Source organism: Myceligenerans crystallogenes, assembly GCF_039529775.1.
Lineage (GTDB): Bacteria > Actinomycetota > Actinomycetes > Actinomycetales > Cellulomonadaceae > Myceligenerans > Myceligenerans crystallogenes.
In genome coordinates this window covers 70,420-96,235 of the sequence record NZ_BAAANL010000009.1, presented here as the reverse complement: position 1 = coordinate 96,235, position 25,816 = coordinate 70,420, and the positions used below count along the sequence as shown (strand labels likewise).

Below are 25,816 nucleotides of genomic sequence, written 5' to 3'. Positions count from 1 at the left end.
CCAGCCGTCACGACCGGAGACACTACGGTGCTACCGCGGTGCGCATCATTGCAGGTGAGCATTGACACGGACGTCGGATACTCGCTCCCGGCGCCGGTGCCCGACGAGACGTTCCCACGGCCGCTACCGCGGCCGACTACTGGTGGTGCGTGGTGCGGTTCCATCGAACCCTCCCGACTGCGACGACACGACATCGCCCACCGCAGCCAGCAGCCACGACTACCGGCCTGCGCGAGGACACCACCAGCATCCCCGCAGGCCACAGCCCTGCCACATCGTCACGTGAGAACCCGGGTTATCAACCCTGGCCAGCCTCGCACCCGCCATAGTCACGACGGGTCCGCGAACACCAGTTCGGAACTCGCCTCCGTGACGTGATGGCTATCGTAGTACCAGGTCAGGCCCAGATGACGGGAGCATGCGGTGAAGGCAGACACGCTCACTCCGAGCGAGTTGTTCGGCAGCAAGGTCCACTACGAAGTCCCGCCGTACCAGCGACCGTACGTCTGGAACGAGGAAGATCAGTGGGCGCCGCTGTGGGACGACGTCGTGCGGGTCGCGACGAACGAGATCCTCGACCCGCCGTCGGACAAGGACGCGACATCCCTCGAACACGGACACTTCCTCGGCGCGGTCGTGTACGAATCCGTCCCGCCGATCGCCGGTGACGTCACACGGCACAAGGTCATCGACGGCCAGCAACGCACGACCACCCTGCAGCTGCTGCTCGATGCGATCCAGCAGGTCTTCGTCGAACGCGGCCACACGGATCTGGCTGAGGATCTCGAGGCCCTGGTCCTGAACTCGGGGAGCAAGTTCAAGGGGCGCCGCGAGCGGTTCAAGTTGTGGCCATCACGTACCGACCGAGAAGCATTCGCCCACGCGATGGATCCTCAACCCGTTGGGCCCGACGAACATCGCATCGTCGCGGCGCACAGGTTCTTCCGGCAGGAGGCCGCTACCTGGCTGGAGGGGAAGCCCGACCCTGATGGCAACGTCCCGCCGGGCGACGAACCGGAGCGAGCCCAGGCATTGTCGACCGTACTGCAGCTTCGGCTCGTTCTCGTCGCGATCAACCTCGCCTCAAGCGAGGAGTCCCAACTCATCTTCGAGACCCTGAACGACCGCGGCACACCGCTCCTCAAGGCCGACCTGATCAAGAACTGGGTGTTCCAGCAAGGCGACGCCGTCGGCGCGGACGTGGAAGCCTGGCCCGAGACACACTGGGCAGACTTCGACGACGAGTGGTGGCGCACGGAGATCGCTCAGGGTCGCCTGCTCCGCTCGCGCATCGACATCTTCCTGCAGTACTGGCTGACGATGCGCACCCGGGCCGAGGTCCCGACCGACGGCATCTTCCACAGGTTCACCGCCCATGCCCGGCCCCAAATGAAGTCAGCCGACGACGCCGAGGCGCTGCTCGCGGCGCTGCGCAAGGACGCCGACACCTTCCGTAGCTTCGCGCAGCTGACGGACGGCAGACCCGCAGCGAGCTTCTACCACCGGGTCATCGAGACCATGGAACTCGCGGCGGCAAGTCCGCTGTTGCTGTGGATGCTGTCGACCAACCACGTGATCCCCGCCGACCAGATCCGCATCGGCCTGGAAGCCTTCGAGAGCTGGGTCGTACGGCGGACGCTGTTGCGCTACACGATGAAGGACGTCAACAAGATGGTCGTCGCGATCCTCAAGGAGCTCGGCGCAGCGCCGGTTGAACAGGCTGGTGACACGGTTCGTCACTACCTCGCCCGGCAGACCGCGGACGCGCGCCTGTGGCCCACCGACGCCGAAGTCGTGAAAGTGTTGCCGACCGTGAAGCTCTACGGGAACGTTCGCCAGTCCAGGATCCGTGTCGTTCTCGAAGCCGTGGAACGATCGCTGTGGACGGGCAAGCACGACCTGCAATCGATCCCCGCAGGGCTCGAGATCGAGCACGTGATGCCTCGTGGATGGCGTACCCACTGGCAGCCGACGCCATTGTCGCCGGAGGCGGCCGCAGACCGCGACCAGCGCGTCAACCAGATCGGGAACCTCACACTGCTCGCCAAGAGCCTGAACGCGTCCCTCTCCAACCGCCCATGGACCGACGCCGAAGCGCAGGACGCCGGCACAGGAGCGACCGAGGCGGGTCTCGGCAAGCGCAGCCTGATCGAGAAGTATTCCCAGTTGGTGCTGTCCAAAAACCTGGTCACCGACCACGTCGACGTATGGACGGACGGCGACATCGAGGCTCGGTCCGTCTTCCTCGCGGAGACGATCTGCAAGGTCTGGCCCCGCTGACGGTCGACGGGACCAGAGGCGGTGCGGGACGCAGCCCGAGGTCGGCTGCGTCCCGCACCGTCGGAACCATGCCCGACGGCGTCACGGCAGCTCCCAGATAAACCCCGTTCCGGACGACCGCGCCGTCCGCGATGACCGCAGCAGCCACTCGGGAGAGCCGGGCGCGGGCCTTGGCCGCGAGCCGGAAGTAGCCGAACTCGCGCGCGACCTCGCGCAACGCGTCGTCTTCCGGGATGCCGTGCGCGGTGCTCACGATCCTGAGCAGGGCGTTGCGCAGTTCGTGGTACGGCACCTCGTCCAGGTCGCGCTGTCCGCCCGGTTCCGGAACGCGGTAGCCCTGGTAGGCGCCAGAGGCGGAGCCTTCCGGCCAGGCGATCGAGTCGCCGTTGGGCGCGGCCTGGGCAATGCCGCGCGGGATCATCCGCTGCCACGCCCGCTGCGACGTGTCGATCTCCGAGAACACGCCCCGCGCATGTCGCAGGATCCGCAACAGCACCCGCGGATCCGCCGTCTAGCGCTGCACCGCCGCTGCGACTCTTTCGCCTCATACAACGGCACCCATGGCTTACCACGGGCAGCAGCTGATATCCGCTCATCCACCAGCGGCGCCAGAGCCACACCCAAGGCATCCAAGCCCCCGGACCTGGCGCTCCTTGTCGGTCAACTGCTCTGTCGTCACTTCGCAATCCTGTGGGACGTCATGCGCGCGGACTTGGTTACCGTCGTGGATGCTCGTCGAGGACCGTCGACCCACCGGCCCAGGACATGCCGCACTCGGGACAGCGGATGTTCCAGTCATCCGAACCAGGGATCTCGACCATGCGGCCGACGTTCTGCCCGCTCGCCGGGCACACCTCACCAGGCTGTCGAAAGTTCTCCGTCATTACACAAGTTCCTTGCTGCTGCCTGCGTTGATCTGAGTGGGCCGGAGATCTCCGATGGCAGCCTCAGCATCTCGAACGGTGAGACGGCCAGACATGAGCGCCGGAAGCAAGGCGTCACGAGTCGCGGCCAGTTGCTCATTTTCGCGCAGTCTGGCCTGCACCAAATCGCGGAGAGAAGCGACGCGAGAGCTGAACTCCCGAGCAGGCGCATCGCCAGGCCATGAGATCTCTGCCGCTGCGAGGTCCTTCCAGCTTGCTCGGGGCATACGCGTCCCCTCACTCGAGGCCGTAACCATCGCCACAACCTCATCGCTCGACAAGGCGGCGAGTGCGAACCCTGCCAGTTCTGGTTCTTTTGCCCGCAGGACGAGAATATCGGTCGAGCAGATGCCAGACGAAGGCGCTACGGACACCTTGTGAAAGTACGGTCGGAGCTTACCGAAGAGAATATCTCCTCGGCCAAAGCGCAACTTCGCACTTGTTACGTCGGCTGCGGAGCCGGAATCCGTGAGCCACATCAAATGGCGTGGTACGTGCTCCAGGCCAACGTAGACTCCGCCGGAACCATCTGGCGCGACCTGGTCACGCACAGTTGAGACGAGCGAGTCAATCCGCACGTGGTCCCGAGCTGATCCGCACGCTCGTTGAAACAGCGCTCGAATCAACTCGTCTGCAACGGTGGCGAGCTTGGCGTTGGCTGCGATCTTGTCGTCGAGGGCGCCCAGGGCGGCAGCGATGGCGCGCTGCTCGGGAAGTTCTGGAACTCGTACGATAAGGGATTTCAACTGGCCAAGATTAAATCCCGGCACCGAGCTCCCAATCGCTTCTGATTTGACATAGTCAATCATTCGGCGGTCCGATAGTGCGTAATAGAGAAACCTGGAGTCCACCCGTGACGGATCTGGAGTCATCCTCATCTGTTTGTTCGACACGAGGTATTTCTCAAACTTTGAGGATTTGTCAATAAAGCCGACCTGGCCGATAGTTCCCCAGCAGGTAAATACCAGGTCGCCGCGTTTTGCTATGCTCCGACCGAAGCGTTGAACAATATGATCAGGCAGGAAAACGTATTCCGTCTCGACGAGCCGCTTGGAAACATCTTCACTGAGATTGGATCCCCTGATCATCGGAGTGCCACTCGCAGCAAAGGTCTTAGAAGAAACCGCTGAGCCAAATGGACCGGTCGCAAAACCCGCCGATCCCGGTAGTCCGATTTCACCGAGGGGGACTTCGTTCCAGTCAGACATCGATGCTTCCCAGCTGCTCGCGAACCGCAGCCTCAAGGCGGTTCGATTCGTCAAAGGCCTCGTAGAGTTCTTTGGTGAGGCGTGCGATCTTGTCGTTGAGGGGCTCGCCGTCATCCTCGACGTCGGCGGCGCCAACGTAGCGACCGGGGGTGAGGGCGTAGCCAGAGTCCTTGATCTCGGCCAGAGTCGCGGTCCTGCAGAATCCGAGGGTGTCCTCGTAGGTGAGGTCCTTCTCGGTGGCGGATGGGGTGCCGAGCCAGGCATGGTAGATGTCGGCGACCTTCGCGATCTCTTCGTCGGTTAGCGCCCGCTCAGCGCGGTCCACCATGACGCCAGGCATGTTTCGCGCATCGATGAACAGAACCTCGCCGGCCCGTGCGCCCTTGTCCTTGGCGAAGAACCAGACGCAGACGGGGATGCCGGTGGAGCGGAAGAGTTGGGTGGGTAGGGCGACCATGCAGCTGACGAGGTCGGCTTCGATGATTTGGGCTCGGATGTCGCCTTCTCCGCCGGAGTTGGTGGACATGGAGCCGTTGGCCATGACCACGCCTGCGGAGCCGCCCGGGGCGAGCTTCGACAGGATGTGTTGGATCCAGGCGTAGTTGGCGTTGTTCGCCGGGGGGACGCCGTACTTCCAGCGGGCGTCGTCGGTGGAGCGGGCCCAGTCCTTGATGTTGAAGGGTGGGTTGGCCATGACGTAGTCCATCTTCGTGTCGGGGTGGATGTCCCGGACGAAGGTGTCTTCCCATTTGCTGCCGAGGTTGCCGGTGAGGCCGTGGACGGCGAGGTTCATCTTGGCCATGCGCCAGGTGCGTTCGTTGAGTTCCTGGCCGTAGACGTGGATGTCCTGCGGGTTGGCGCCGTGGCGTTCGAGGAACTTCTCGGCCTGGACGAACATGCCGCCCGAGCCGCACGCAGGGTCGTAGACGCGGCCCTTGTACGGTTCGAGGACCTCGACCAGGACGCGGACGACGCCGGGCGGCGTGTAGAACTCCCCGCCGCGTTTGCCTTCGGCGGCGGCGAACTTCCCGAGGAAGTATTCGTACACCTCGCCGAGTACGTCGCGGGCTTTGCGGGCGCCGTCGCCGCGGAAGCGGGTGGAGTTGAACAGGTCGACGAGCTGGCCGAGGCGGCGCTGGTCGACGCTGGGTTGGTTGAAGATGGTCGGCAGGGTGCCCTTGAGGGAGGGGTTGGAGCCCATGATGTGCTCCATGGCGTCGTCAACAAGTTCGCCGATGTCGGCCTGGCCGAGGCCGGCGTGGTCGGCGGGGCGCCCCTTGGCGTAACGGACGAGGTACTCCCAGCGGGAGTCCTCGGGCACCCAGAACACGCCCTTGGCGCGGTACTCGTGCTGGTCGTTGACGAGTTCCTCGATGGTGTCGGGGTCGTGGCCGTCGGCTTCGAGTTCCGCGCGGATCTGGCCGCGGCGCTCGTGGAACGCGTCGGACAGGTACTTGAGGAAGACCAGGCCGAGGACGACGTCCTTGTACTGGCTGGCGTCCATGGAGCCGCGCAGCTTGTCGGCTGCTTTCCAGAACGTGTCCTTGAGTTCCTTCATGGTGGACGCCTGGGTGGGCGTCGTCTGCTTCGTGCTCGGCGGCAACGTGCCTTCCTCTCTCACCCTCATCGTTCGCGCTCATTCTGGCTCGGGTCACTGACATCGATCCTTACGACGCCGTCGGCGACCCCGTCGAGCAGGCATTTGCGCAGATCGGCAATACTATCCAAGCGGTCCCGGAGCGACATCTCCTGCGCGCGCAGCGCCGCTGCGGCGTCCGTCAGTGCCGCGCCCTGCCCGGCGGGTGTTATACGTACGGCCCAGGCGTTCGGGTCCTTGGCGAGGTCGCCGGCGTCGTTGATGTCCGCGGCGACCATATCCGGGACGAGCCGGTCGCGCGCTCGGTCGGTGATCCGCAGGATCCTTGCCGGGGACTGGACGACGCAGAACCCGTCCGGGTCGACGACGGCGGTGGGTCGCGGACTGGTCACGTACACGATGTCGCCCGGTTCGGTGAACTTCCCGGTCCGGTACCGGTCGGTGAACGTCAGCCGGTCGATCCGGCGCTCGCCCCAAGGGGCCTCGCCCCTGATCTCGGCAGGTCCGATCACGAGTACGGTCCCGCTGACGGAGCCGTCGTGATTCTGGATGTCTTGGGGATCCAGGCGGTGTCCGGAGAGCCGCCACAGGTCGCCTCGGCCGTGGAGGCTTTGCACCGTGGCTCGCTCGGCCGACGATTCACCGTGCGGAGAAATCCGGACCGTCGGGAAGTCGCTCACGACCGGGGGGTCGGTCAGGTAGGCCATGAGTTCGTGGATGTGCTGCTCGACGGCGACGGGATCGGACGTCGCGCCCTCCCAATCGGGGGGCCTAGCAGACGCGAGCAGGCTGTGTCCGCCGGCGACGATCCCACTCATCCGGATGAACCGAGCGAACCGGAAGGCATGCGCCCGGGCATCGTTCTCGGTCCCCTGCGCCGCGATGACGTCCGTGAGCAGGTCGTGCAAGACGTCTCCGGCGAATCCGGCTGGCCCTGGCGCGTGGTCGCGCAGGTCCGCCACGGCGATGTGCTGTTCTCCGAATTTCGCGCCCTCCGCGGTGTCGCCGAGGATCCAGACGGCCGTCTTCTGACGCGGGCGCTTGGCGACCATTCCGGCCGGGAGCGCGATCACCGTGCGTACCCGTCCGGAGCGCATCAGGTCGTCGCGGATGCGCTCGGCGGCGCGGTCACGAAGGCGGTCGATGAGCGCGGAGGCGGGCCCGATGACGATCCCCACCCTCCCTGACGGGAGATTGAGGGCGACGTCGTCGACCCTGCGCAGCACTTCCGTGGGGTCGAGGTCGGGTTCGTCGACGGCGGGGATCTGGGTGACCAGGTGCACGTCGTTGTCGCGGGCTCCGGTGTGGTCCTCACCGACGTCGACGATGTCGTCGCCCGCTACCGTGACGGCGGGCCATCCGTGGGCGGACAGGCGCCGTAGCGCCATTCTCGCGGTTGCCTGCGAGGTGATGGCGACGCGTGCGGTGGCCGGTTCGACGCGCTCGGTGCGGCCCAGGACCGCGGTGAGCAGGTCGCCGCAGCCCGGGTACGGGTCGGCGACCACGAGTGGTTCGGTGTCGGGCGCGAGGGTGTTGAGGATGTCGGCGGCCAGGTGCAGGACGGCCGGGTGCAGGACGGTCTCGGTCAGGTGCCCGGCCGCGGCGAGCTTGTTGCGCGCGGCGAGCAGGCGCTCGAAGGCCGCGGCCGGGTGGTATCCCGCGGCTGCCACGGCGGCGACGTGTCGCGCGGCGGCCTCGGTGCGAGCGCCGAGGGCCGCGATCTCGCGGTAGGCGAACTCGTCGTCCGGGTCGAGGTCGTCGGACTCATCGACGAGGTCGTCCGCGTCGATTGCGTCCAGCGGGGTCGACAGGTGCGGGGCGAGGGCCAGCAGGGCCGTGACCGTGTCGAGCGAGTGGGCGGTGTCGCCGTCGTCGGACACGGCGGCGACGGCGGCCAGGTCGGTGCGGAACTCACGGTTGTTGCCGGCGTTGCGGTGCTCGATCCAGTCGGCGACTCCGGCGGCAGGGAACCGCAGGGTTTTCGCGGACGGGTCGACCGGTTCGGGGAAGGGTGCGTCGGTTCCCTCGTTCCGGCTGCGCCACCCGCTGACGACGGGGCGCTGCACGTCGGCGAGCACGGCGATCTCGGGCATGGTGAGGGTGAGGCCGTCGAGGATGCCGGGGGTCATGAAGCCTTGGCCTCCCGCGCTGCGACCTCGGCCTGCTTCAGGACCAGGACGACGGCGTCATGCCGCTGGGCGGGCGGGTAGCGGTGCTTGGCCAGCAGGCGGTTGACCGAGGTGAAGAGCTTCGCCTTGACGTCCTCGCGGACGGTCCAGTCGGTGCTGGCGTCCCGGTTGACGATGGCGGTGAGCTCTTCCGCGATCTCCCGGAGCGCCTTGTCATCGAGGACCTCGCGGACGCTGTCTGCCTGGAGCAGGACGTCGTAGAACGCGACGGCCGGGGCGGACAGGTTCAGTTCGGTAGCCCGGTGGGGCTCCTTGGCGAGTTCTTCGGCCACCTCGAACAGCGCCACGATGACCTCGGCCGAGGTCAGGTTGGAGTTGGTGTAACGGAGCATGACGTCGCGGAGCCGTTCAGAGAACAGCTTGCGGCGCACGATGTTGTCCTGGGTCAGCTTTCGCGTCTCGGAGGCGATGAGGTCACGCAGCGCGTCGATGGCGAGCTGCTGGTGCTCGGAGTCCTGGACGCGTTCGAGGTAGGAGCGGTCCAGCTGGTCCAGGCGCGGCGGCTCGACACCCGCGGCCTCGTACACGTTGACCACGGAGTCCGATTCCACGGAGGTGGCCACGAGCTGGTTGAGGGTGCGCTGCACGTCCTCGGGGATGGGTTCGCCCCGGGCCCACCGGTCCTGGGCGTCGAGCTTGGCCATGACGACGCGAACCTGCTCGTAGAAGCGGACGTCCTCGGCGAGCTCCTGCAGCTTCTCGCTGCGCCCTGCCAGGGACCAGGCCCGGTTCAGCCCGCCGGCCCTGCGCCGGAACTCGTCCTGCCGGGACTCGGTGACGACGCCCTCTTGTGCGGCGGGCTGGTTGCCGGGTGTCTCGGGGCGGCGCAGCCAGTCGACGGTGTGGATCACCGTGTCGATCCAGGCGCCCTGCCGCTTGCGCGCCCGTCCGGCCGCGAGGTGCTTGCGCCAGCCGGACGGCTCGACCAGCTTCGCGATCTGCCCGATCAGGTCGCGCGCCAGGTCCGCGACGTCGTCGAGAGTACGGCCGACGGGCTTGTTCTCCTGGTCGTCCTTGGTGTACTCGGCGATGGCGGCCCGGAGGTTCTCGGCGATAGGCGCGTACCCGACCAGCAAGCCCGCGTTCTTGCCCCGGAAGCTGCGGTTCACGCGCGCGAGGGTCTGCATGAGGAGCGCGCCGCGCATCGGGCGGTCGAGGTACAGGGTGTGCAGGGACGGCGAGTCGTAGCCGGTGAGCATCATGTCCTTGACGATGACGATCTCCAGCGGGTCGGCCGGGTCCTTGAGGCGCTTGCGGATCACGGAGTTCTCCGAGTCGCGTCGCACGTGGGCGCTGATCGGGAGCGTGTCCTTCGAGTCGCCCGAGTACACGACCTTGATCCGGCCGCCGGTGAGGTCCTCGGAGTGCCAGTCCGGGCGCAGCGCGACGATCTGTTCGTACAGGTTCGCGCAGATCTCCCGGGTGGAGCACACGATCAGCGCCTTGCCGGGCGCCGCCTCGGCTGGTGCCCCGGTCTCGTCCGCCTCGCCCGCGCGGATCATCTCGGCGACGGCGTCGCGACGCGGCTCCCAGTGACCGACGACGTCGGTCGCGAGTTCTGCCAGGCGCGCGGGCGTGCCGTACACCCTGTTGATGGCGGCGACGGCCTGCTCCAGACGCTCGCGTTCGGCGTCATCCAGTCCCGCGGTGGCCTCGTCCGCGGTCGCGTCGATCGTGTCGGGGTCGACGTCGCCGGTCAGCGCCACCCGGATGAGCCGCGGCTCGAAGTACACCGGGACGGTCGCGCCGTCGCGGACCGCGCGGGTCAGGTCGTAGACGTCGATCACGTCGCCGAACACGTCGCGGGTGTCGCGGTCGCGCTCGGAGATCGGGGTTCCGGTGAACGCGATGAGGGTGGCGTTCGGCAGGGCGTTCTTCAGGTGCCGGGCGTATCCGTCGAGGTCGTCGTAGTGGCTGCGGTGAGCCTCGTCGACGATCAGGATGATGTTGTTCCGCATCGACAGCACGGGGTGTCCCTTGCCGGCGTCCCGTTCGGTCTTGGACAGGCCGAACTTCTGCAGGGTGGTGAAGTAGATCCCGCCCGACGCGCGGCTGCTGAGCTCGTCCCGCAGCTCCGCCCTTCGTACCACCCGCCGCGGTTCCTCGGACAGCAGCTGCGAGGCCGCGAAGGTCTCGTACAGCTGCCCGTCGAGCTCGGTCCGGTCGGTGACGACGACGATCGTCGGGTTCCGCAGGTCGGGGTGCCGGGCGATCCGGTTCGCGTACAGCTCCATCTCGAACGACTTGCCCGAGCCCTGCGTGTGCCACACCACGCCGGCCCGCCCGTCACCGGCGACGGCCTGCACCGTGGTGCCGACCGCCTTGTTCACCGCGAAGTACTGGTGCGGCTTGGCCACGTACTTGACCAGCCCGCGTTCTCCCGCGGAGAACGCGACGAACTCCCGCAGGATCTGCCCGAAACGGTGCGGCTGGAACAGGCCGTCCAGCGCCACCTCGAGCGGGGAACGGATCTCGCCGTCCTCCACGATTCCCAGGGGCCCGGCTGCCGGCCGCACCCGGGCCCCGAACGGGACCTCGGCGCCGTCGTCGTCCACGTTCCACGGCGAGAAGTGGTTCAGCGGCGTGAACGGCGTGCCGTACCGCGTGTGGATGCCGTCCGAGACCAGCGCGATCGCGCAGAAACGGAACGCCATGGGCACGTCGTTGACGTACCCGGTCAGCTGCGCGTGTGCGGTGGCGACCGTGGCGCGCTTGTCGCCGGCGTTCTTCAGTTCCAGGATCGCCAACGGCATGCCGTTCACGTACAGCACCACGTCGAACCGGCGCTCCACGTCCCCGTCACGGACGATCACCTGGTTCACCGCCAGGTACTCGTTCATGTCGGTGTTGTCGCCGATCACGCGGATCGACGGGGTCCGCTCGCGGCCGTCCTCGACATAGGTCAGCCGGTAACCGCTCAGGAGGATGTCGTGGATGCGCTTGTTCTCGGCCAGCACGTCCTGCGAGTGCTGGCGCAGGATGTCGGAAACCGCCTGATCCAAGATGCTCGCGGGCACATCAGGGTTCAGGCGCCGCATCGCCGCACGCATCCGGGACGGGATCGCGAGCTCTTCCCACGATGTGCGCTGCGCAAGCGGTTCGCCGGACTCCGCGTACCCCGCATGGCCAACCGTCGAGGTGGCGCCAGGAGCGATCTGGCGTCCGCCCATCGGATGCCACAGCAGGGGTTCGGCGAGATAATCCAGTGCGCGCTGCTCCCACTCGGACTCGGTGCCGTCAATCATTGCCGTCTCCCTGTATCGGTGCTGGTCGTGAGCGTTTCGATGGTGGTGCGGTGTGACGTGCCCGAGCTTCGCCCGGCAACCTGGTCACCGGGAAGCCGCAACGCGATAACCCGGGTTATCACGCTGTGCGACGCTCCCATTATGGGTCGCCTGGCCTGCGTAGACGCGGGCAGCGCGACTCGACGGCCGCAAATCACCCGGGTGGTTGCTCGCGGTGCGGGCAGCGCCAAGAATTTCCGTGGTGCCAGGCGGGTCCTCGCTGGGCGCTCCTGCGCACTATGGGAGACCACACGCGGGCGGCATGCGGAGCCGGCGCCTGATAACCCCTGTTCCCGGTGCATGGGGTGACGGCTCGCCACCGGATCGATGGACTGGATATCCGACGGCGGCGTGATCGGCACGCTGCCACGACATCCGGAGGAATCCCATGTCCGAACTCACCGATCTGGTCGCGCTGCGGCTGGACGAGGACGACTCCCTCGACGAGGGCGTCGTGAGCGCCGTCCATGACGCCCTCACGCAGGTCGCCCCCTCGTCTGACGGCGACCACGCATCGCAGTCCGGCACGTCGCCGGCCGCCGAGCCTGGTCAGGCGCCGGACCGCGTCTACCTCTCGGCGCTGCGAGTGCGCGCGTTCCGCGGGATCGGCAACGAGGCCGAGCTGCCGCTGACGCCCGGCCCGGGACTGACCGTCGTCTCCGGCCGCAACGGATCGGGCAAGTCGAGCTTCGCCGAGGGCCTGGAGGTGGCGCTGACCGGGACGACCTACCGCTGGCTGCAGCGCGCGGCGCAGTGGCAGAAGCAGTGGCGCAACCTGCATTGCGAAGCATCGCCGCGGATCGCCGTCGATGTCGTGGCAGAAGGCGGGCAGGCGGCCGGGATCCTGGCCGAATGGAACGATCCGGACGACGTGAAGACTCTGCGCACGTCGCTGTCCGGGGCGGTGCCGGTGGACTCGACCCCTTGGACCAACGCGCTGGAGACCTACCGGCCGCTGCTGAGCTATGAAGAGCTCGGGCAGGTCCTGGCCGCGAGCCCGACACAGCTGTTCGACAAGCTGTCGGCCGTCCTGGGCCTGGAGCGGATCGACGACGCCGTCAAGGTCCTGGCCACCCGACGCAAGGAACTCCAGGACCACGCCAAGCGCGTCAAGGAGAACCGGGCGGAACTTGCCGGACAGCTACGCCGGGCGGCCGGCGCGTCTGATCCCCGGATCGCTCAGGCACGTGACCTGCTGGACGTGCGCACGATCGACGTCGCGTCCCTGCGTTCGCTGGCGACCGGCACGGCCGACTCCGCGACCGGCACGGCCGACACGCTGCGTCGCCTGGCGAGCCTGGACTTCGACCGCAACGCGGCCGAGCGCGCCGCAGGCGACCTGCACAACACGATCCGCGCGTCGCTCGCTGTCACCGACAGTGCGACCGACTCTCTGCAGCACAGGATTGCCGTGATCCAGGCAGCTCTCGCCGTACACGAGCACGACGGTGACATGACCTGCCCCGTGTGCGCGACGGGAACACTCGACGCCGGCCGCGCACGCGTGCTACGCAGCGAGGTCGACAGCGCCACTACCGCGCTGCAGGAGGTCAGGGCTGCCGCAGTGCGGCTCGAACGAGCTCGTGCGGCAGCCCGCAGCATGGTGACATCCGCCCCGCGAGCCCTGACGGACCCCGGCGAGCCCGCGGTCGAGGCCGAGCGGCAGGCCGCGTTCGACATCTGGCTGGAGTGGGCGAGTACTCCGGACGACGACGTGACGCTCGCTCGGCACCTCGAGTCGGTCGCGCCGCGGCTCGACGATGCCCTTTCCCGCCTGCGTGACCGGGCCGCCGGCGCGCTGGCTGCCCGTGACGACTCATGGGCTCCGCTGGCCGCCCAGCTGGCCGTGTTCGCCGACCTGGCTGACGTGGCCCAGCGGGCCAAGCCCGAACTGGATCGGGTCACCGCAGCCCATGCATGGCTGAAAGCGAACGCCGAGGAGCTCAAGAACGAACGCCTCACTCCTATCCGGGAGCAGGCCGCCCGCATCTGGGAACAGCTGCGGCAGGAAAGCAACGTCGAGATCGCCGGACTGCGCCTGACCGGCAGCGCGAGCCAGCGCCGAGTAGTCATCGAATCTGCGGTCGACGGCGCGCCCTCGAACAGCGGACTCGCTGTCCTGAGCCAGGGTGAACTGCACGCCCTGTCCCTCGCGATGTTCCTTCCCCGCGCCACCATGGACGCCAGCCCGTTCCGGTTCGTCGTGCTCGACGATCCCGTGCAGGCCATGGACCCAGCCAAGGTCGACGGGCTCGTCGACGTACTCGCCGACATCGCACGCACCCGCCAGGTCATCGTGTTCTCCCACGACGACCGGCTCGCGGCCGCGGTGCGCCGCTCGTCCGTGCAGGCCACCGTGCTGGAGGTCACCCGCGGCCCGTCCTCGTCGGTCATGGTTGTCCGCAACCACACCCCGGCGCGCCGGTACATGCAGGACGCGGTTGCCTTCACCAAGGACCGGCGCCTTCCCGAGACCACGCTGCGCACGCTGCTGCCGGCGATGCTGCGCATGGCACTCGAGGCCGCCGCGCGCGAGGTCTACTTCCACCGCGAGCTGAACGCGGGCGTGCGACACACCGATATCGAAGACCGCTGGGACAGCATGCGCGAGACCCGCCGGCGCGTCGGACTCGCCATAGGAGCCGACGCCACGGACTGGGCAGGGCAGCCCGGCCGGGGATATCGCCGCAAGGCCCTGGCGATCTCCGGAAGAGCCGTCCATCAGGGACTCGAGGGCGATGCGCGCGACGCCATCGACGCGGTGAACAGGACCGCTGCTGACATCCTCGGAGGAACCCAATGAGCACCAGCGGAACCTTCACCGTAATTGCGCAGGCCGAGGGGCTGATCCAGTACACCGCCGGGGCGGTCGCGCACCAGTCGCTCCGGGCCGCGTGCTGGATGCTGCGCACTGCATTCGAAAGCGCAGTCCGCGAACTGCTCACAAACCGGGGCATCGCCGTTGGCGCCGCCAGTGCACGCACCGTCCACCTGTGCCTGCAGGCGCTCTACCTGGAGACCGCTCCGGACCTGGTCCGCGACGTCGAGTCCGCCTGGGACCGCCTCTCACGCGCCGTTCACCACCACGCCTACGAACTCTCTCCGGTCTACAGCGAAGTGCGAGACCTTGCCGACACCGTCAGCCGGATCGTCGAGTTCGCCCAGCACCCCGTCGATCCGCCCACCCGAACTCACCATTCAGAGCAGGACCACCACGACGTCGCACTGGAGGTGCACTGATGGAAAGAATCTGGCTCGACGTACCGTTCTCCGAGAAGGACGAGGCCAAGGCCGCCGGCGCGCGCTGGGCACCGGAGGTGAAGCGCTGGTACGCACCGCGGGCCGGCATGACCGGTCTGCAACGCTGGGCAGCACGGCCCGACATCCCAGACCTGCTGCCCGGCGAAGACCGCAACCTCGGGTCGGGACTGTTCGTGGACCTGGTCCCGGCGAGCTGCTGGTTCACGAACGTGCGCTCGTGCGTCTCGGAGAAGGACTGGGAACGGCTGCGGCGGATGATCACCCGCCGCGCGCAGTTCCGGTGCGAGGTGTGCGGCGCGGGCGAGGACCGCGAGACGAGGCGGTGGCTCGAGGCGCACGAGCGCTGGACCTACGACGACGCAGCCCGGACACAGCGCCTGGCTCGGCTCATCTGTCTGTGCACTGACTGCCACACCGCGACCCACTTCGGACGAGCACAGGTCGTCGGAGTCGCCGACGCCGCTCTTGTCCACCTGCGTGCCGTCACCGGCATGAACCAGGCCGAAGCCGACGCGCACATCGCCGAGGCCTTCCACGTCTGGGAGGAGCGATCACGGTGGACATGGGACCTGGACCTGAGCATCCTCACCGATGCCGGTGTTGCAATCCGCAGGCCGCCGTCGCCGGAACGACGCTCGACGACGGCCCGCCAGACTCTGGAATGGGTGGACCACGACACGCGCTCTGACGTCGCGGAACGCGCGAAGTCGACCGGTATTCAGCAGCGCGCCGCCACCAAGCGTGCGGGATCGGGCACCGGCCCAGCACCAGCTGGGTGACGAGCGCCCGGTAGCCCCTGCATCCGGGCGCCCCTGTACTGTCTGGGTCCATGGACGTGCTCGTGCTCTGGGACGTGGACCACACGCTGATCGAGAACGGTGGGGTGAGTAAGGAGACGTACGCAGGTGCGTTCGAGGTCCTCACCGGACGGCCCGCCGAGCATCGCGCCAAGACCGGCGGCCGCACCGATCCGGAGATCCTGGGCGATCTCATCGCGGATCACGGTCTGGACCCGGCAGTTTTCGACGCCGCCGCGCAGCGGGGAGCGTTGACGCGTGCTCTTGCCGAGCGCCAGGAGCGGCTGGCCGATCGCGGCCGTGCCTTGCCGGGCGCGCGTGCCGCGATCGACAAGCTGGCGACCGAACCGGGGCTCGTGCAGTCCGCGCTGACGGGGAATCTTCGGGCGAATGCGCTGGTGAAGCTGGGTACGTTCGGTCTGGATGTCGGTCTCGACTGGGATTGCGGCGGCTTCGGTTTCGACGCCGCACACCGTCCCGACCTCGTGGCGGTCGCCCAGGCCCGGGCAACCGCGAAGTACGGCGTCGCGTTCACCGCGTCGAACACCGTGCTGATCGGGGACACGGTGAACGATGTCACGGCCGGGGTCCGCGGTGGCGCTCAGGTGGTCGCGGTTCTCACGGGCGGCGTCGATGAGGTGTCCCTGACGGAAGCCGGCGCGACCAAGGTGCTGCCCGATCTCTCGGACGCTGACGCCGTGCTCGCGGCGGTGAGGGACGCGGTGCGACCACCGGTTTCCGCGGACGGCGCGTAGCCGGCGTCCCACACTCGTTCGAAGCTGCGCGCGTAGGTGTCGAACATGTCGTTGCCGGGTTTGCGCTGCAGGTGGAGGATGGGCGCGATGTAGCCGTAGGTGCCGTAGATGTGCTGGTTGATGAGCATCTGGTCGTCGAAGACGAAGATCGAGTTGTACAGCGTCGTGCGGTGCAGTCGGAACTCGATTCCCGCCTGGTCGAACAGGGGCCGGTAGTAGGCGATCGCCATCGCGATGCGGGCCGGGATCGCTTCATACAGCTGCTCTTCCTCGCCTCGGAGCCTGGCCTCGGGCGAGTCCGGATCGCCGAGCGCGATCCTGACGCGGACGCCGTCGCGCGCCTTGGCGCGCAGCAGCCCGATGGCTTCGGGGTTCTCCTCGGGCAGGAACAGGCTGGCGTACGCCATGAGTCCGATCTCACGTTCGGCCTGTTCCAGGACGTCGAACCACAACGTCTTCGGGACGGCAGACCGGTGTGGGTAGAGCGCGACCAACTCGTCGGGAACCTGGCCGGTGCTCTGGTCCGTCGGCCACAGTGCCTCGACGTCGACGCCGAGTGCGCGGGCGGCCTGGATCGCCGTGCGGCGGTGTGGGAGGCGTTCCTGGGTCACCCACCGCTGCACGGTCTTGGGGTCGACGCCGACCCGGTCGGCGAGTTCTTGCTCGCTCAAGCCTGCGGTGACCATGGCGGTGCGCAGTCGTTCGTTCGACATCCTCGGCTCCCTGCTGCGAACGGGCCAGAGGGACGTTACCGGACGTCCAGGACGTCCCCGAGGTGACTCGCGGATGTGGTTCCGATGTCCCGGCCTGCGGCGAAGACTGGATCCTGCCGCCCGGCGCAGATCGGGCGGTCCCACCTGAGGAAAGGACGAGGGACATGGAGAACGTGACGACACGTGAGGCGCACGAGCCGGTCGAGTCGCCGGTCGTGACCGAGCTCGGCTCGCTGACGGAGCTGACGCTGGGCAGCGGCGCGAACGACACGGCCGACATGAAGCAGTACTACTACTGACCCGTCCGGGCCCCGGGCGAACAAGGGATGGGAGGCACGCGCTGATGCGCATCTTCGGAGGAACGAAACGAGACATGGGCGCGGGCCTCCCGCCCCGTCCGGAAGGCTCCCGGCTGCTGGAGTCGCCGTACGCCACGCTCTGGCTGCTCGGAGACTGGCCGAGACACCAGGTCCATGTCGTCGACGGCCCCGGCTGGTGGTGCGCGACGCTCGGTGAGATCGCGGTCGACGACGCCGAACTGGCCCGGCAGGCGCGACGCTTCGCCGCCGGGCTCGACCCGGAGCCGCTGCCGGACCGCGGAGGTAACGCGCACGTCGTGTGGGCCGACGACGCCAAGCTCCTGATGTGCGGTGACCGCGCCGGGACGGGACTGGACTTCCACACGGTGCACGACGGCCTGGCGCACTTCGCCTCCAGCCCATCAATCCTCGCCGATCTACGCGGCACCGGGATCGACGACCTCTGGCTCGCGCTACGCCTCATCAGCCCTGACGCCATCCCCGGGGCGACACGATCGGCGTTCGACGACGTAGCCGCCGTACCGGCAGGGTCGATGCTGCTCATCGATGACCGACAGATCGGCACGGCGGCGCCCCGGCCCGTGGTGGAACCCGATGCGGGCCTTGCCGAGGGCGCGACTGCCCTCCGGGGCGCCCTGGAAGGCGAGATACGTGCGCGGCTGTCGGGAACGGCCACGGCGGATCTGTCCGGTGGCCTGGACTCCAGCTCGGTCGCGGCACTCGCGGCCCGGACCGCCACGCTGACCGGGCTCACGCTCGATGCCGGCCAGGTCGACAACGACGACGTCGCGCACGCTGCCCGGATCGCGTCCCAGCTGCCGTCGCTGCGCCACGAGACCCGCCTGATTCCCGGCGAGGCCCTCCCGTACTCCGGCCTCGAAGACGTCGTCGTGACGGACGAGCCGTGGCCGGATGCCGTGCTGTCCGCGCGCACGCGGTGGTGGCACGACCAGCTGCGCGCGCTGGGCTCGACGGTGCATCTCAACGGCGACGGCGGCGATGTCGTCCTAGCCGGGTCACTCGCCTACCTCGCCGACCTCCCGATCGGCCGCCTCTTCGACGAGGCACGCGGATGGGGGCAACTGCGCGCCGTGGCCCCCCTACCGATCGCGCTCGCCGCGCAACGGCTCGCCGGCCAGTCACCTGCCCGAGCACGTCGAAAACTCGCCCGAGAAATGCGCCAAGCCGTTCCGGGACGCCGCGGTCCGGCCGGACAAATGCGCTGGTACCGGCAGCCCCTCACACAATGGTTCACCGCCGGCGCACGCGCCGACGCCGCCTACGCCCTGCTGTCCGAAGCAGGCTCCGACCATCACGACGGGCTCCGCGCCGGGGATGCCATCGCCAGGGCGAACGTCTGGGCATTCGGCCGTCACCAGCGCCTCGACCAGCAGATCGCCGAGCAGCACGGCCTCAGCATCGCTGCCCCGTTCCTGACCGACACGGTCGTACGCGCCTGCCTCTCTGTACCGGTCGCCGCCCGCACGAGCGTCCACGCCGCCAAGCCCCTGCTGCAGCAGGCCCTGGCCGGGCAAGTGCCCGACGACGTGCTCGTTCGCTCCACCAAGGGCAACTACACCGCCCTGCACTACCGCGGAATCCAGCACAACCGCCGGGCGCTACGAGACCTGCTGCACCGCCCACGCGTGGCCGAACACGACCTGCTGGACGTCGCCCCCGTGACAGGCGTCCTCGAGCGCGCCGCGGGCGGCATCGAGATCCCGCTGGCTGCGTTCGGCGACGTGCTCGCGACCGAGGTCTGGCTGCGGGGGCAGGAACACCGGCGTCGTACCCGATGGATCCGACAGGAGGAACACCGTGATGTCCACCCGCTACCGGCTGGCCGACGGCGTGACGTGCACGCCCACTCCTGAAGGCGGCAGCATCCTGATCGACGTCACCCGCGATCGAGTCTTCGCGCTCAACAAGACGGCCACGGCCGTGCTGACCACACTCGTGGCGCGACAACACGAACCGCTCCCGGAGATCCTTGACCGCGCCGTCCGCGACGACCCCGACCAGGCCCCACGATGGACCGAACGCCTCGCGCAGGACCTGGTCTCGCGTCGTCTGCTCACGGAGGAACGAACATGAGCGTCACCATGGCCGCACCCCGCATGTCCCGCGGCTCCCGGCTGTTGAACGTACAGGCCGGCCTCACCCTGCTCGTGACGATCGCCGCGCTGCGGGCCGCGCCGCTGCGGATCGTCCTCGCGGTGACGCGCCGGCTCACCGAGCACGCCCCGCACGCCGCCACCCGTGACGAAGCCCGCGCCATCGTCCACGCCGCACGGCGCGCCGCCTCCCGCTGGCCCGGCCGCGCGGCCTGCCTGGAGACGTCCTTGACCGCCGCCTGGCTCGCCGCGTTCACCGGCCGGTCGGTGACCTGGTGTCACGGCCTGCGCACCCAGCCGTACGAGTTCCACGCCTGGATCCAGGTCGACGACGAGCCGGTCGCCGAACCTGCCACCACCAGCACGCTCATCACGACCATGACGATCCCCGCCCGCTCACGAATGGAGACCCGATGACTTCTGTCGCCGCTGCCACAGCCGCCGTCGACTACGACCACTTCGTCACCGAGCCGGACGGGTCGAAGCTCCCGCAATCGTCCGCCGTCGCCTCCATCCAGCGGATGCTCACCGACCTCGACGTCGCTCCCGGGCAGCGGGTCCTGGAGATCGGGACCGGGTCGGGCTACACCACCGCGCTGCTGTCGCGCCTGGTCGGCGCTGCCGGATCGGTGCACTCGGTCGAGGTGTTCGCCGACCTCGTACCCCGCGCACAAGAGCGCCTCACCCGGGCAGGTGTGGCCAACGCGACCGTGACCTGCGGTGACGGCTACGCCGGCTACGCGGTAGGCGGACCATACGACCGGGTCATCGCCTGGGCCACACCCCACCTCATCCCCGCGCCGTGGACCGAGCAGATCGGCGACGACGCCGTCGTCGTTGCCCCGGTCAAGATCGCGCCGCTGGCCACCGCCAACGCGATCGCCACGATCACCGTCACGGGAAGGACACCTGCCGTCACCTCGATCCGGCCGGGTAGCTACATCGAGATGCATCCCGAGCCCGTCACGAACTTCGCCCTGCCGATCCGGTACGTCGACGCCTCCTACGCACCCGGCGTCGACGAACCCTGGTGGATCAGCAGCACCGACCTGCATGACTCACCGGCCGACGCGCGCAAGCGCCTCGACCAGCTGCGCAGCTCGGCCACCACTGAACCCACAATGCTGCACCCCGACGAACCCTTCCAGGACCTGGCCGCGTGGCTGTACGCGACCAGACCACCACAGCTCGCCACCGCCGGGCTGTCGGACCGGTACCGGGCCATCGGCGCCACGACTCCCGGCAGTTCGGCCTTCCTCACCCCTGACGAGCTCGTCACCTGCTCCGGCGACGGTGAGGCTCCTGCGGTCCTGTCGGCGTGGGTGAACGCATGGCGCGCCGCCGGACGCCCCGACTGGAACGACGTGACCGGGTCCCTCGAAACCGGCGACGACGGATGGACCATCCGCGCCCGCCTCACACGCTGATCCGGAAACGCCGAACCGCCACCAGGACGCCAGAGCATGCCAGGTGGAAGGCTCGGGTGCGGCCCCGAACACCAGAGACACGACACAGGGGACTTGATGACACAGACGCAGAGCGACAGCACGGCGGCCACGACTGCAGTACCCGACGTCACTGTGCTGCGGGAGCAGATGGTCGCCGAGCTGATCGAGTCGGGCGTCCTCACCGACCCGCGGATCGAGGCGGCTTTCCGCGCGGTACCGCGGGAGGTGTTCGCGCCCGAGGGAACGTCAGCGCAGCTGCCGTACACGATCCATGACATCGTGCGTACCCGGTTCGCCGCCGACGGGTCGACCGTGTCGTCGCTGTCGGCGCCGTACATGCAGGCCGGGAACCTGGCACAAGCGTGTGTCGAGCCAGGGCAGCGGGTCCTGGAGATCGGCAGTGGCGGTCCGCTGGCAGCGATGCTCGCCCACCTCGTTGGCCCTGACGGGCAGGTCGTGACCGTCGACATCGACGCCGACGTCACCGCCCGCACTCAGGCCGGCCTGGAACAGCTCGGGCTCACCGATCGGGTCGAGGTCGTCACCGCCGACGCCGCCGATCGGCTCGGTCGCGGAATGTTCGACAGGATCATCGTGGCTGTGGCGGCCTGGACCATCCCCGAGGTGTGGCTCGAGCAGCTGCGCCCCGACGGCGTGATCGTGGTCCCGCTGCAGATCGCCCCGGGCTCCCAGCGCATCCTCGGGTTCCGGCGCGACGGCGAGAAGCTGGTCGCCGAGTCGGTCGTGCTCGGCGGGTTCGTCCCCATGCAAGGCACCCACCAGCACCCTCGCCCCCGGGCCGTGCTGACCGGGCCGTCGGGAGGTGATGTCGCGTTCGAGTTCGCTGACGCCGTCCCCGACCAGTTCGCAGTGTCCGACGACGTGCTTGCTTCCGAACCGGTCGAGGCATGGTCCGAGGTCACCTACCGCAATGGGCAGGTCTGGGTCGACATCCTGACCTGGATCGGGACCCGACCCGGCGGCTGCTCGATCACGGCCGAGTCGAAGTCTGACATCGGGCGCGAGCGATCGTTCTACCCGTGCCTGACCGACGGCACCTCCTATGCCGCGATCGCCATGCGCCCCCGCCCCGACGACGATGACCACGTCCAGGTCGGCGCCGTCGGCAAAGGACCCAACGCCAGACAACTGACCGTCCGTTTCGTGGGCGAGGTCACCGTGTACGACCAGCGGCACCGCCGTTTCGACCCGAAGTACACCTGGTGGCCCAGCAACCTGACGCCCCCGGAGGCCGGGCCGACCCGGACCGTCATCCACCGGCCGCACGGGACCCTGGTGATCGACTGGCTCGACATCGACACATACTGACTCGTGCCGTCGCCTCGCAGTACCGGACGGACGCCGGCCTTCGTAGCTCCGGCCAGATGCGAGACGCGTCCCTGCAGCCTGCAGCCGGTACAGGGGTACCGTCGCGCCGGTGAGCGATCAGCCAAGCAGTCTGGATCGCTGGTTGAGCGCCGCGCCGAAATCTGTCGGGACGGGCTCGGCTACACCCGGGGTGTTCTCGGCGACGAGCTGTGGGGTACGGCCACGCGCCGGCATCTTCGTGGCGCGCCGCAGTCGTGCGTGCAGGGCGGCACACGGGTTGTCGGCGTCCAGCAGGGTCCGGCGAGCGGCGAGTCGGGGAAGCAGTCGTTCGGCGTCGTGGCCGAAGGCTTCGGCCCGCCGTAGCTCGCGGCGCAGGGCGTCGAACGCCGTCGCGCGGCCCGTGTCCGCCCCGGCGCCGCCTCCGGCTGCTCCGCCGTCGGCCCGCAAGAGATCACGGGCTTCGTCGGGTGTGAATCCGCCGGCCACGAGCGCGGCGTGCACAACGCCGGTCCAGCGGGGTCGTTGTGCGACGTCGGCGATGTGGTTGTACTCGGCGATGATCCGCGCCCGGCCGGTCCACTTCTCGCGTTCCTCTTCGGCGACCTGGTGGGCGGCCAGTTCGGCGCCGCGGTGGTGCAGCACGCCGCACAGGACCGACTGATAGGTGATCTCCTCGTCGGGTTCCAGGTGTGCGGCGTCAGGCCGGTCGGTGGTGATGTAGGCGCGGTTCGCGTCCCGGCCGCGGGTCATGGCCACGTACAGGTTCTCCCGGGTGGTCTTCGCGGTGACCAGGACGTGGGTGGTGTCGACGGTCATGCCCTGGGCGCGGTGGGCGGTGACGGCGTATCCGAGGTCGACGTGCTCGGCCACGTATCCGGCCGGGAGCGTGACGGTGTCGCCGAGCCGGCTGCTGCCGTCGACGTCGATACGGCGCGCCTCGAGGGTGCCGTCGCGGCGCACGTCGGTGATCTGCCACCGGTCGCCGTTGCGCACGAACCCTCCGACGACGAGGTCCCGCGCGGTGGCGAGCCGGCGGCGGTTGCGGCGGGTGATGATCAGATCCCCGGCAGACGCCTCCAGCCCGTCGATAAGCCGCACGGCGCGGCCGGGTTGGGTCTGTCCGATCAGGATTCGGTCGGCCCGGGCGCGTTCGTTGAGCTCACGGACGGTCTCGGAGGCCTCGGCAACCAGCAGCGTCGCCTTCCCGTCGGCGAGGTCGGTCTGCCAGGCGGCGTAGGCGGCATCGATCATGTCTTCGGTCTCGCCACCGGTGAGGCGGTCGTGCTGGTCGTAGACGTCGATCACCTCGGGTTTGCCGTCGCGCAGGTGCAGGCTCGCGGTCTTCTCCCACGCGCTGGTGAAGCGCCGCACCTCGCTCAGTTCCGCCACCACCGCATCCCTGTCGCCTGTCGCAGCAGCGCGACGACGGTGCTCGACCAGGAGCCCGAACGCTCCGCCCGCGTCGACCGATTGCAGCTGTGCCGGGTCACCGACCAGCACCACCTTCGCGCCCGCTGCGACGGCCAGCCTCGTGATGCGGTCGATCGTGTTGGTGTCGGCGAGGGTGGCCTCGTCGATGATCACGAGCTGGTTCCGCCTGAACGCAGCTCGGCCGCGGTCGTGCTCGTGGAGCCACTTGGCGGTGTTGTCCGCCCGCAGTCCCAGTTCCCGGGACAGCACCGACGCGGCAGCCGCCGACGGCGCCAGTGCCACCACCGACCCGGGACCAAACCGTGCCGACCACGTCCGTCGCAGCGCCCGCAGCGTGGTGGTCTTACCGGCACCTGCCGGGCCGACGAGCAGGTCCAAGCGCCGACCCGAGGCCACGATCCGCTGTACCGCGCCGTGCTGCTGCCCGCTGAGTACCCGGTGCCCGCCGACCTTCGCGGGAACGGCGCGAGCATCGATGCGCGTCCCCGCCATGTCGCCGCTGAGGTTCAGGAGCCGCGCCTCGGCCTCCAGGATCGCCGGGCTCGAGTACACGACGTGGTGACGCGGGCGCAGCCGCGAGCTGCCGTCCGGACGCTGCAGCGCAACCGGGGTGACGGCGATCTCCGGCGGCGTGAGCGCGACCGCGTGTTCCTCGGCTCGTGCGACGATCGCCGCGATGGCCTGTTCCCGGTCGGCGGCGGTGGCGAGGCGCCAGCCCATGGTCTGCCGCTGGGCTTCGGCCCAGAGGTTCCAGTGCCCGAACGTCGTCTTCGCCTCGGCGACGGTGTGGAACGTCGCCGCAGCGGCACGTTCGACGGCGTCGGCCGGCACCTCGCCGGCGGTGAACGACTGACTGGGCGTCTGGCTGGTCAGACGGCGGGTCAGTGCGACCGGATCGCTGCCGGCCCCCTTGACGTCGGCGAGGACTTGGGCGGCGCGGGCCCGCCATGCGGTGGTGAGGTCCGCCAGGGACCGGATCTGCTTCTCGGGCCGGGTCGCAAGCGTGGCCTGCGCACGGAGCTTGACGACCGTCCTCTTCGAGGGGCGCCGGCCGTGCTCAGCGATGTACTTCTCGATGAGACGGTCGGTGGCCTGGTTGATCGCGTGCGACCGGGTCGAGAACTCCCCGATCAGGTCCTCGGTGATCCCAGCGATCTCCCACTGCGGATTCCGGTCCCCGCCCCGCTGCCGCAGCTCCCACTCCACCCCGAACGAGCGGGCAAGGTGATCCATCAGGACGGCGTCGTACTGCTCGGAGATCGCCACCACGGCGTGGTGCAGCGCGCGGGAGTCCAGGGTGCGCCACACGCCGTCGGACACCGTGCGCACCTTGTTCGACACGACGGCGTGGGTGTGCAGCTGTGGGTCGTTGGAGCGGGAGTCGTAGTGGTCGTAGACGGTCACGATCAGCCCGGTCACATCCTCCTGACAGATCCCGCCCGACCCCGTACGCGTCGCAGCCGCCTCCCGCTCCAAGAACTCAATGACGTTGGCCACCGCGGCATGATGCGCGGCCACGATCAGCGCCTGCGTGTGCGCGTCGGCAAGGCCCCACAGCACGCTCACGGACTTCGGCACCGAGAACGTCAGGTCGAAGCCCGCCACCGCCGACTTCGGACCCGCCTGACGCTCCTCGGCCTCGATCCGCGCCACCGCCACCGCCCGCTCGGTCTCGTCCTGGTCCGACGGGAGCACCTCGATGCGCGACGCGATGCGTTCGGGGACCGTCGCGAAGACCTGATACGGACGCCCCAGCGGCTCACCGGTGACCGGATCACGGCCGGCACCAAGGAGACGGGCCAACTGCTCCTCGGTGACCTGGTCACCGGCCGCGATCCGCTCGCCGTCGTCCCCGAGGTCCGCCACGCCCGTCCCGAGCCAGCGACCCGGCGGCGTGCCGGGGCCCGCGTAGTAACGGGTCAGAGCATCCGCGGTAATGCCGTCACCATCGCCGCGCACCACCGACCGCAGCAAGTACTTGTAACCGTGCCCTGCCGACATGACACGCAGCGAGACCGTCACCACGAACACCTCCTCGACGAGAAGGTGCGCAGTGCCCGTTACCTCTATAGGGGAAGCTCGTAGCGTGCCAGATGTGTGGGCGCGGTCGAAGAAAGCGGCGGTGTGGCGAGACGGACGGTGGGTGAGCGTGGGGCGGCGGAAGGAT

General features: G+C 68.7%; 17 protein-coding genes and 1 pseudogene. 11 read left to right on the top strand and 7 right to left on the bottom strand.

The window, feature by feature from the left end; translation table 11 throughout:
- Nucleotides 1-423: 423 nt before the first annotated feature.
- Entirely contained in the window at nt 424-2,280 is a 1,857-nt protein-coding gene (locus ABD208_RS18765) for a DUF262 domain-containing protein (RefSeq protein ID WP_344105969.1), read from the top strand.
- Here the strand turns inward: ABD208_RS18765 and ABD208_RS18760 are convergent.
- From ABD208_RS18760 to ABD208_RS18740, 5 genes are all read right to left on the bottom strand, one after another.
- Complete coding sequence (locus ABD208_RS18760) at nt 2,189-2,776, bottom strand: hypothetical protein (RefSeq protein WP_344105967.1); 588 nt, start codon at nt 2,774-2,776, stop codon at nt 2,189-2,191. The two genes, ABD208_RS18765 and ABD208_RS18760, sit on opposite strands and share 92 nt — an antisense overlap.
- 387 nt (nt 2,777-3,163) lie before the next feature.
- Nucleotides 3,164-4,411, bottom strand: coding sequence for a restriction endonuclease subunit S (locus ABD208_RS18755; RefSeq protein ID WP_344105965.1), 1,248 nt, complete (start codon nt 4,409-4,411; stop codon nt 3,164-3,166).
- The gene (locus ABD208_RS18750) at nt 4,404-5,969 is read right to left on the bottom strand and encodes a class I SAM-dependent DNA methyltransferase (protein ID WP_344105963.1); all 1,566 of its coding nucleotides are present in this window, start codon (nt 5,967-5,969) and stop codon (nt 4,404-4,406) included. The genes ABD208_RS18755 and ABD208_RS18750 overlap by 8 nt, the downstream gene beginning before the upstream one ends.
- Nucleotides 5,970-6,034: 65 nt before the next feature.
- Complete coding sequence (locus ABD208_RS18745) at nt 6,035-8,137, bottom strand: DNA methyltransferase family protein (RefSeq protein WP_344105961.1); 2,103 nt, start codon at nt 8,135-8,137, stop codon at nt 6,035-6,037.
- A complete protein-coding gene (locus tag ABD208_RS18740) occupies nt 8,134-11,442 on the bottom strand; it encodes a type I restriction endonuclease subunit R (RefSeq protein ID WP_344105958.1) in 3,309 nt (1,102 codons plus the stop codon). Before ABD208_RS18740 ends, ABD208_RS18745 begins: the two co-directional genes overlap by 4 nt.
- Nucleotides 11,443-11,869: 427 nt before the next feature.
- Between ABD208_RS18740 and ABD208_RS18735 the strand changes: the two genes are divergently transcribed.
- Genes ABD208_RS18735 through ABD208_RS18720 form a run of 4 tightly spaced genes read left to right on the top strand, consistent with a single transcriptional unit; the run spans nt 11,870 to nt 16,294 of the window.
- Nucleotides 11,870-14,284: an AAA family ATPase gene (locus tag ABD208_RS18735; RefSeq protein WP_344105955.1), complete on the top strand. Its 2,415-nt coding sequence runs from the start codon at nt 11,870-11,872 to the stop codon at nt 14,282-14,284.
- Complete coding sequence (locus ABD208_RS18730) at nt 14,281-14,721, top strand: hypothetical protein (RefSeq protein WP_344105953.1); 441 nt, start codon at nt 14,281-14,283, stop codon at nt 14,719-14,721. Before ABD208_RS18735 ends, ABD208_RS18730 begins: the two co-directional genes overlap by 4 nt.
- Complete coding sequence (locus ABD208_RS18725) at nt 14,721-15,521, top strand: DUF5710 domain-containing protein (RefSeq protein WP_344105951.1); 801 nt, start codon at nt 14,721-14,723, stop codon at nt 15,519-15,521. The genes ABD208_RS18730 and ABD208_RS18725 overlap by 1 nt, the downstream gene beginning before the upstream one ends.
- A gap of 50 nt (nt 15,522-15,571) precedes the next feature.
- On the top strand, nt 15,572-16,294 hold the full coding sequence (locus ABD208_RS18720) for an HAD family hydrolase (protein WP_344105949.1): 723 nt from the start codon (nt 15,572-15,574) through the stop codon (nt 16,292-16,294).
- Nucleotides 16,295-16,842: 548 nt separating this feature from the next.
- On the opposite strand, the pseudogene ABD208_RS18715 reads toward ABD208_RS18720, so the two are convergent.
- Nucleotides 16,843-16,980, bottom strand: a pseudogene (locus tag ABD208_RS18715) (helix-turn-helix transcriptional regulator); the annotation flags it as partial.
- Between the two features lie 191 nt (nt 16,981-17,171).
- On the opposite strand from ABD208_RS18715, the gene ABD208_RS18710 reads away from it, so the two are divergent.
- The 6 genes from ABD208_RS18710 (at nt 17,172) to fxlM (ending at nt 22,218) form a co-directional block, all read left to right on the top strand.
- A complete protein-coding gene (locus tag ABD208_RS18710; RefSeq protein WP_344105947.1) occupies nt 17,172-17,306 on the top strand; it encodes a lasso RiPP family leader peptide-containing protein in 135 nt (44 codons plus the stop codon).
- A 44-nt stretch (nt 17,307-17,350) separates the two neighbouring features.
- A complete protein-coding gene (locus ABD208_RS18705) occupies nt 17,351-19,201 on the top strand; it encodes an asparagine synthase-related protein (protein WP_344105944.1) in 1,851 nt (616 codons plus the stop codon).
- Nucleotides 19,149-19,421 carry an actinodefensin-associated protein B gene (adfB, locus tag ABD208_RS18700; RefSeq protein WP_344105942.1) on the top strand — a complete coding sequence of 91 codons (273 nt, stop codon included), beginning with the start codon at nt 19,149-19,151 and terminating at the stop codon, nt 19,419-19,421. The genes ABD208_RS18705 and adfB overlap by 53 nt, the downstream gene beginning before the upstream one ends.
- Nucleotides 19,418-19,858 (top strand): lasso peptide biosynthesis B2 protein, encoded by a 441-nt coding sequence (locus ABD208_RS18695; protein WP_344105940.1) that lies wholly within the window; start codon nt 19,418-19,420, stop codon nt 19,856-19,858. Before adfB ends, ABD208_RS18695 begins: the two co-directional genes overlap by 4 nt.
- Nucleotides 19,855-20,868 (top strand): protein-L-isoaspartate O-methyltransferase family protein, encoded by a 1,014-nt coding sequence (locus ABD208_RS18690; RefSeq protein ID WP_344105938.1) that lies wholly within the window; start codon nt 19,855-19,857, stop codon nt 20,866-20,868. The genes ABD208_RS18695 and ABD208_RS18690 overlap by 4 nt, the downstream gene beginning before the upstream one ends.
- A 96-nt stretch (nt 20,869-20,964) precedes the next feature.
- Nucleotides 20,965-22,218: a methyltransferase, FxLD system gene (fxlM, locus tag ABD208_RS18685; RefSeq protein WP_344105935.1), complete on the top strand. Its 1,254-nt coding sequence runs from the start codon at nt 20,965-20,967 to the stop codon at nt 22,216-22,218.
- A gap of 117 nt (nt 22,219-22,335) precedes the next feature.
- On the opposite strand, the gene mobF is transcribed toward fxlM, so the two are convergent.
- The gene (gene mobF / locus ABD208_RS18680; RefSeq protein WP_344105933.1) at nt 22,336-25,674 is read right to left on the bottom strand and encodes a MobF family relaxase; all 3,339 of its coding nucleotides are present in this window, start codon (nt 25,672-25,674) and stop codon (nt 22,336-22,338) included.
- Nucleotides 25,675-25,816: the final 142 nt, after the last annotated feature.

Excerpts from the sequence above, each read along its gene's own strand:
- ABD208_RS18725 (WP_344105951.1), top strand. The coding sequence starts at position 14,721 with ATGGAAAGAATCTGGCTCGACGTACCGTTCTCCGAGAAGGACGAGGCC.
- ABD208_RS18750 (WP_344105963.1), bottom strand. The coding sequence starts at position 5,969 with ATGAAGGAACTCAAGGACACGTTCTGGAAAGCAGCCGACAAGCTGCGC.
- fxlM (WP_344105935.1), top strand. The coding sequence starts at position 20,965 with ATGACACAGACGCAGAGCGACAGCACGGCGGCCACGACTGCAGTACCC.
- adfB (WP_344105942.1), top strand. The coding sequence starts at position 19,149 with ATGTCCACCCGCTACCGGCTGGCCGACGGCGTGACGTGCACGCCCACT.
- ABD208_RS18755 (WP_344105965.1), bottom strand. The coding sequence starts at position 4,411 with ATGTCTGACTGGAACGAAGTCCCCCTCGGTGAAATCGGACTACCGGGA.
- ABD208_RS18690 (WP_344105938.1), top strand. The coding sequence starts at position 19,855 with ATGACTTCTGTCGCCGCTGCCACAGCCGCCGTCGACTACGACCACTTC.
- ABD208_RS18720 (WP_344105949.1), top strand. The coding sequence starts at position 15,572 with ATGGACGTGCTCGTGCTCTGGGACGTGGACCACACGCTGATCGAGAAC.
- ABD208_RS18695 (WP_344105940.1), top strand. The coding sequence starts at position 19,418 with ATGAGCGTCACCATGGCCGCACCCCGCATGTCCCGCGGCTCCCGGCTG.
- ABD208_RS18735 (WP_344105955.1), top strand. The coding sequence starts at position 11,870 with ATGTCCGAACTCACCGATCTGGTCGCGCTGCGGCTGGACGAGGACGAC.
- ABD208_RS18705 (WP_344105944.1), top strand. The coding sequence starts at position 17,351 with ATGCGCATCTTCGGAGGAACGAAACGAGACATGGGCGCGGGCCTCCCG.
- ABD208_RS18745 (WP_344105961.1), bottom strand. The coding sequence starts at position 8,137 with ATGACCCCCGGCATCCTCGACGGCCTCACCCTCACCATGCCCGAGATC.
- ABD208_RS18710 (WP_344105947.1), top strand. The coding sequence starts at position 17,172 with ATGGAGAACGTGACGACACGTGAGGCGCACGAGCCGGTCGAGTCGCCG.
- ABD208_RS18740 (WP_344105958.1), bottom strand. The coding sequence starts at position 11,442 with ATGATTGACGGCACCGAGTCCGAGTGGGAGCAGCGCGCACTGGATTAT.
- ABD208_RS18730 (WP_344105953.1), top strand. The coding sequence starts at position 14,281 with ATGAGCACCAGCGGAACCTTCACCGTAATTGCGCAGGCCGAGGGGCTG.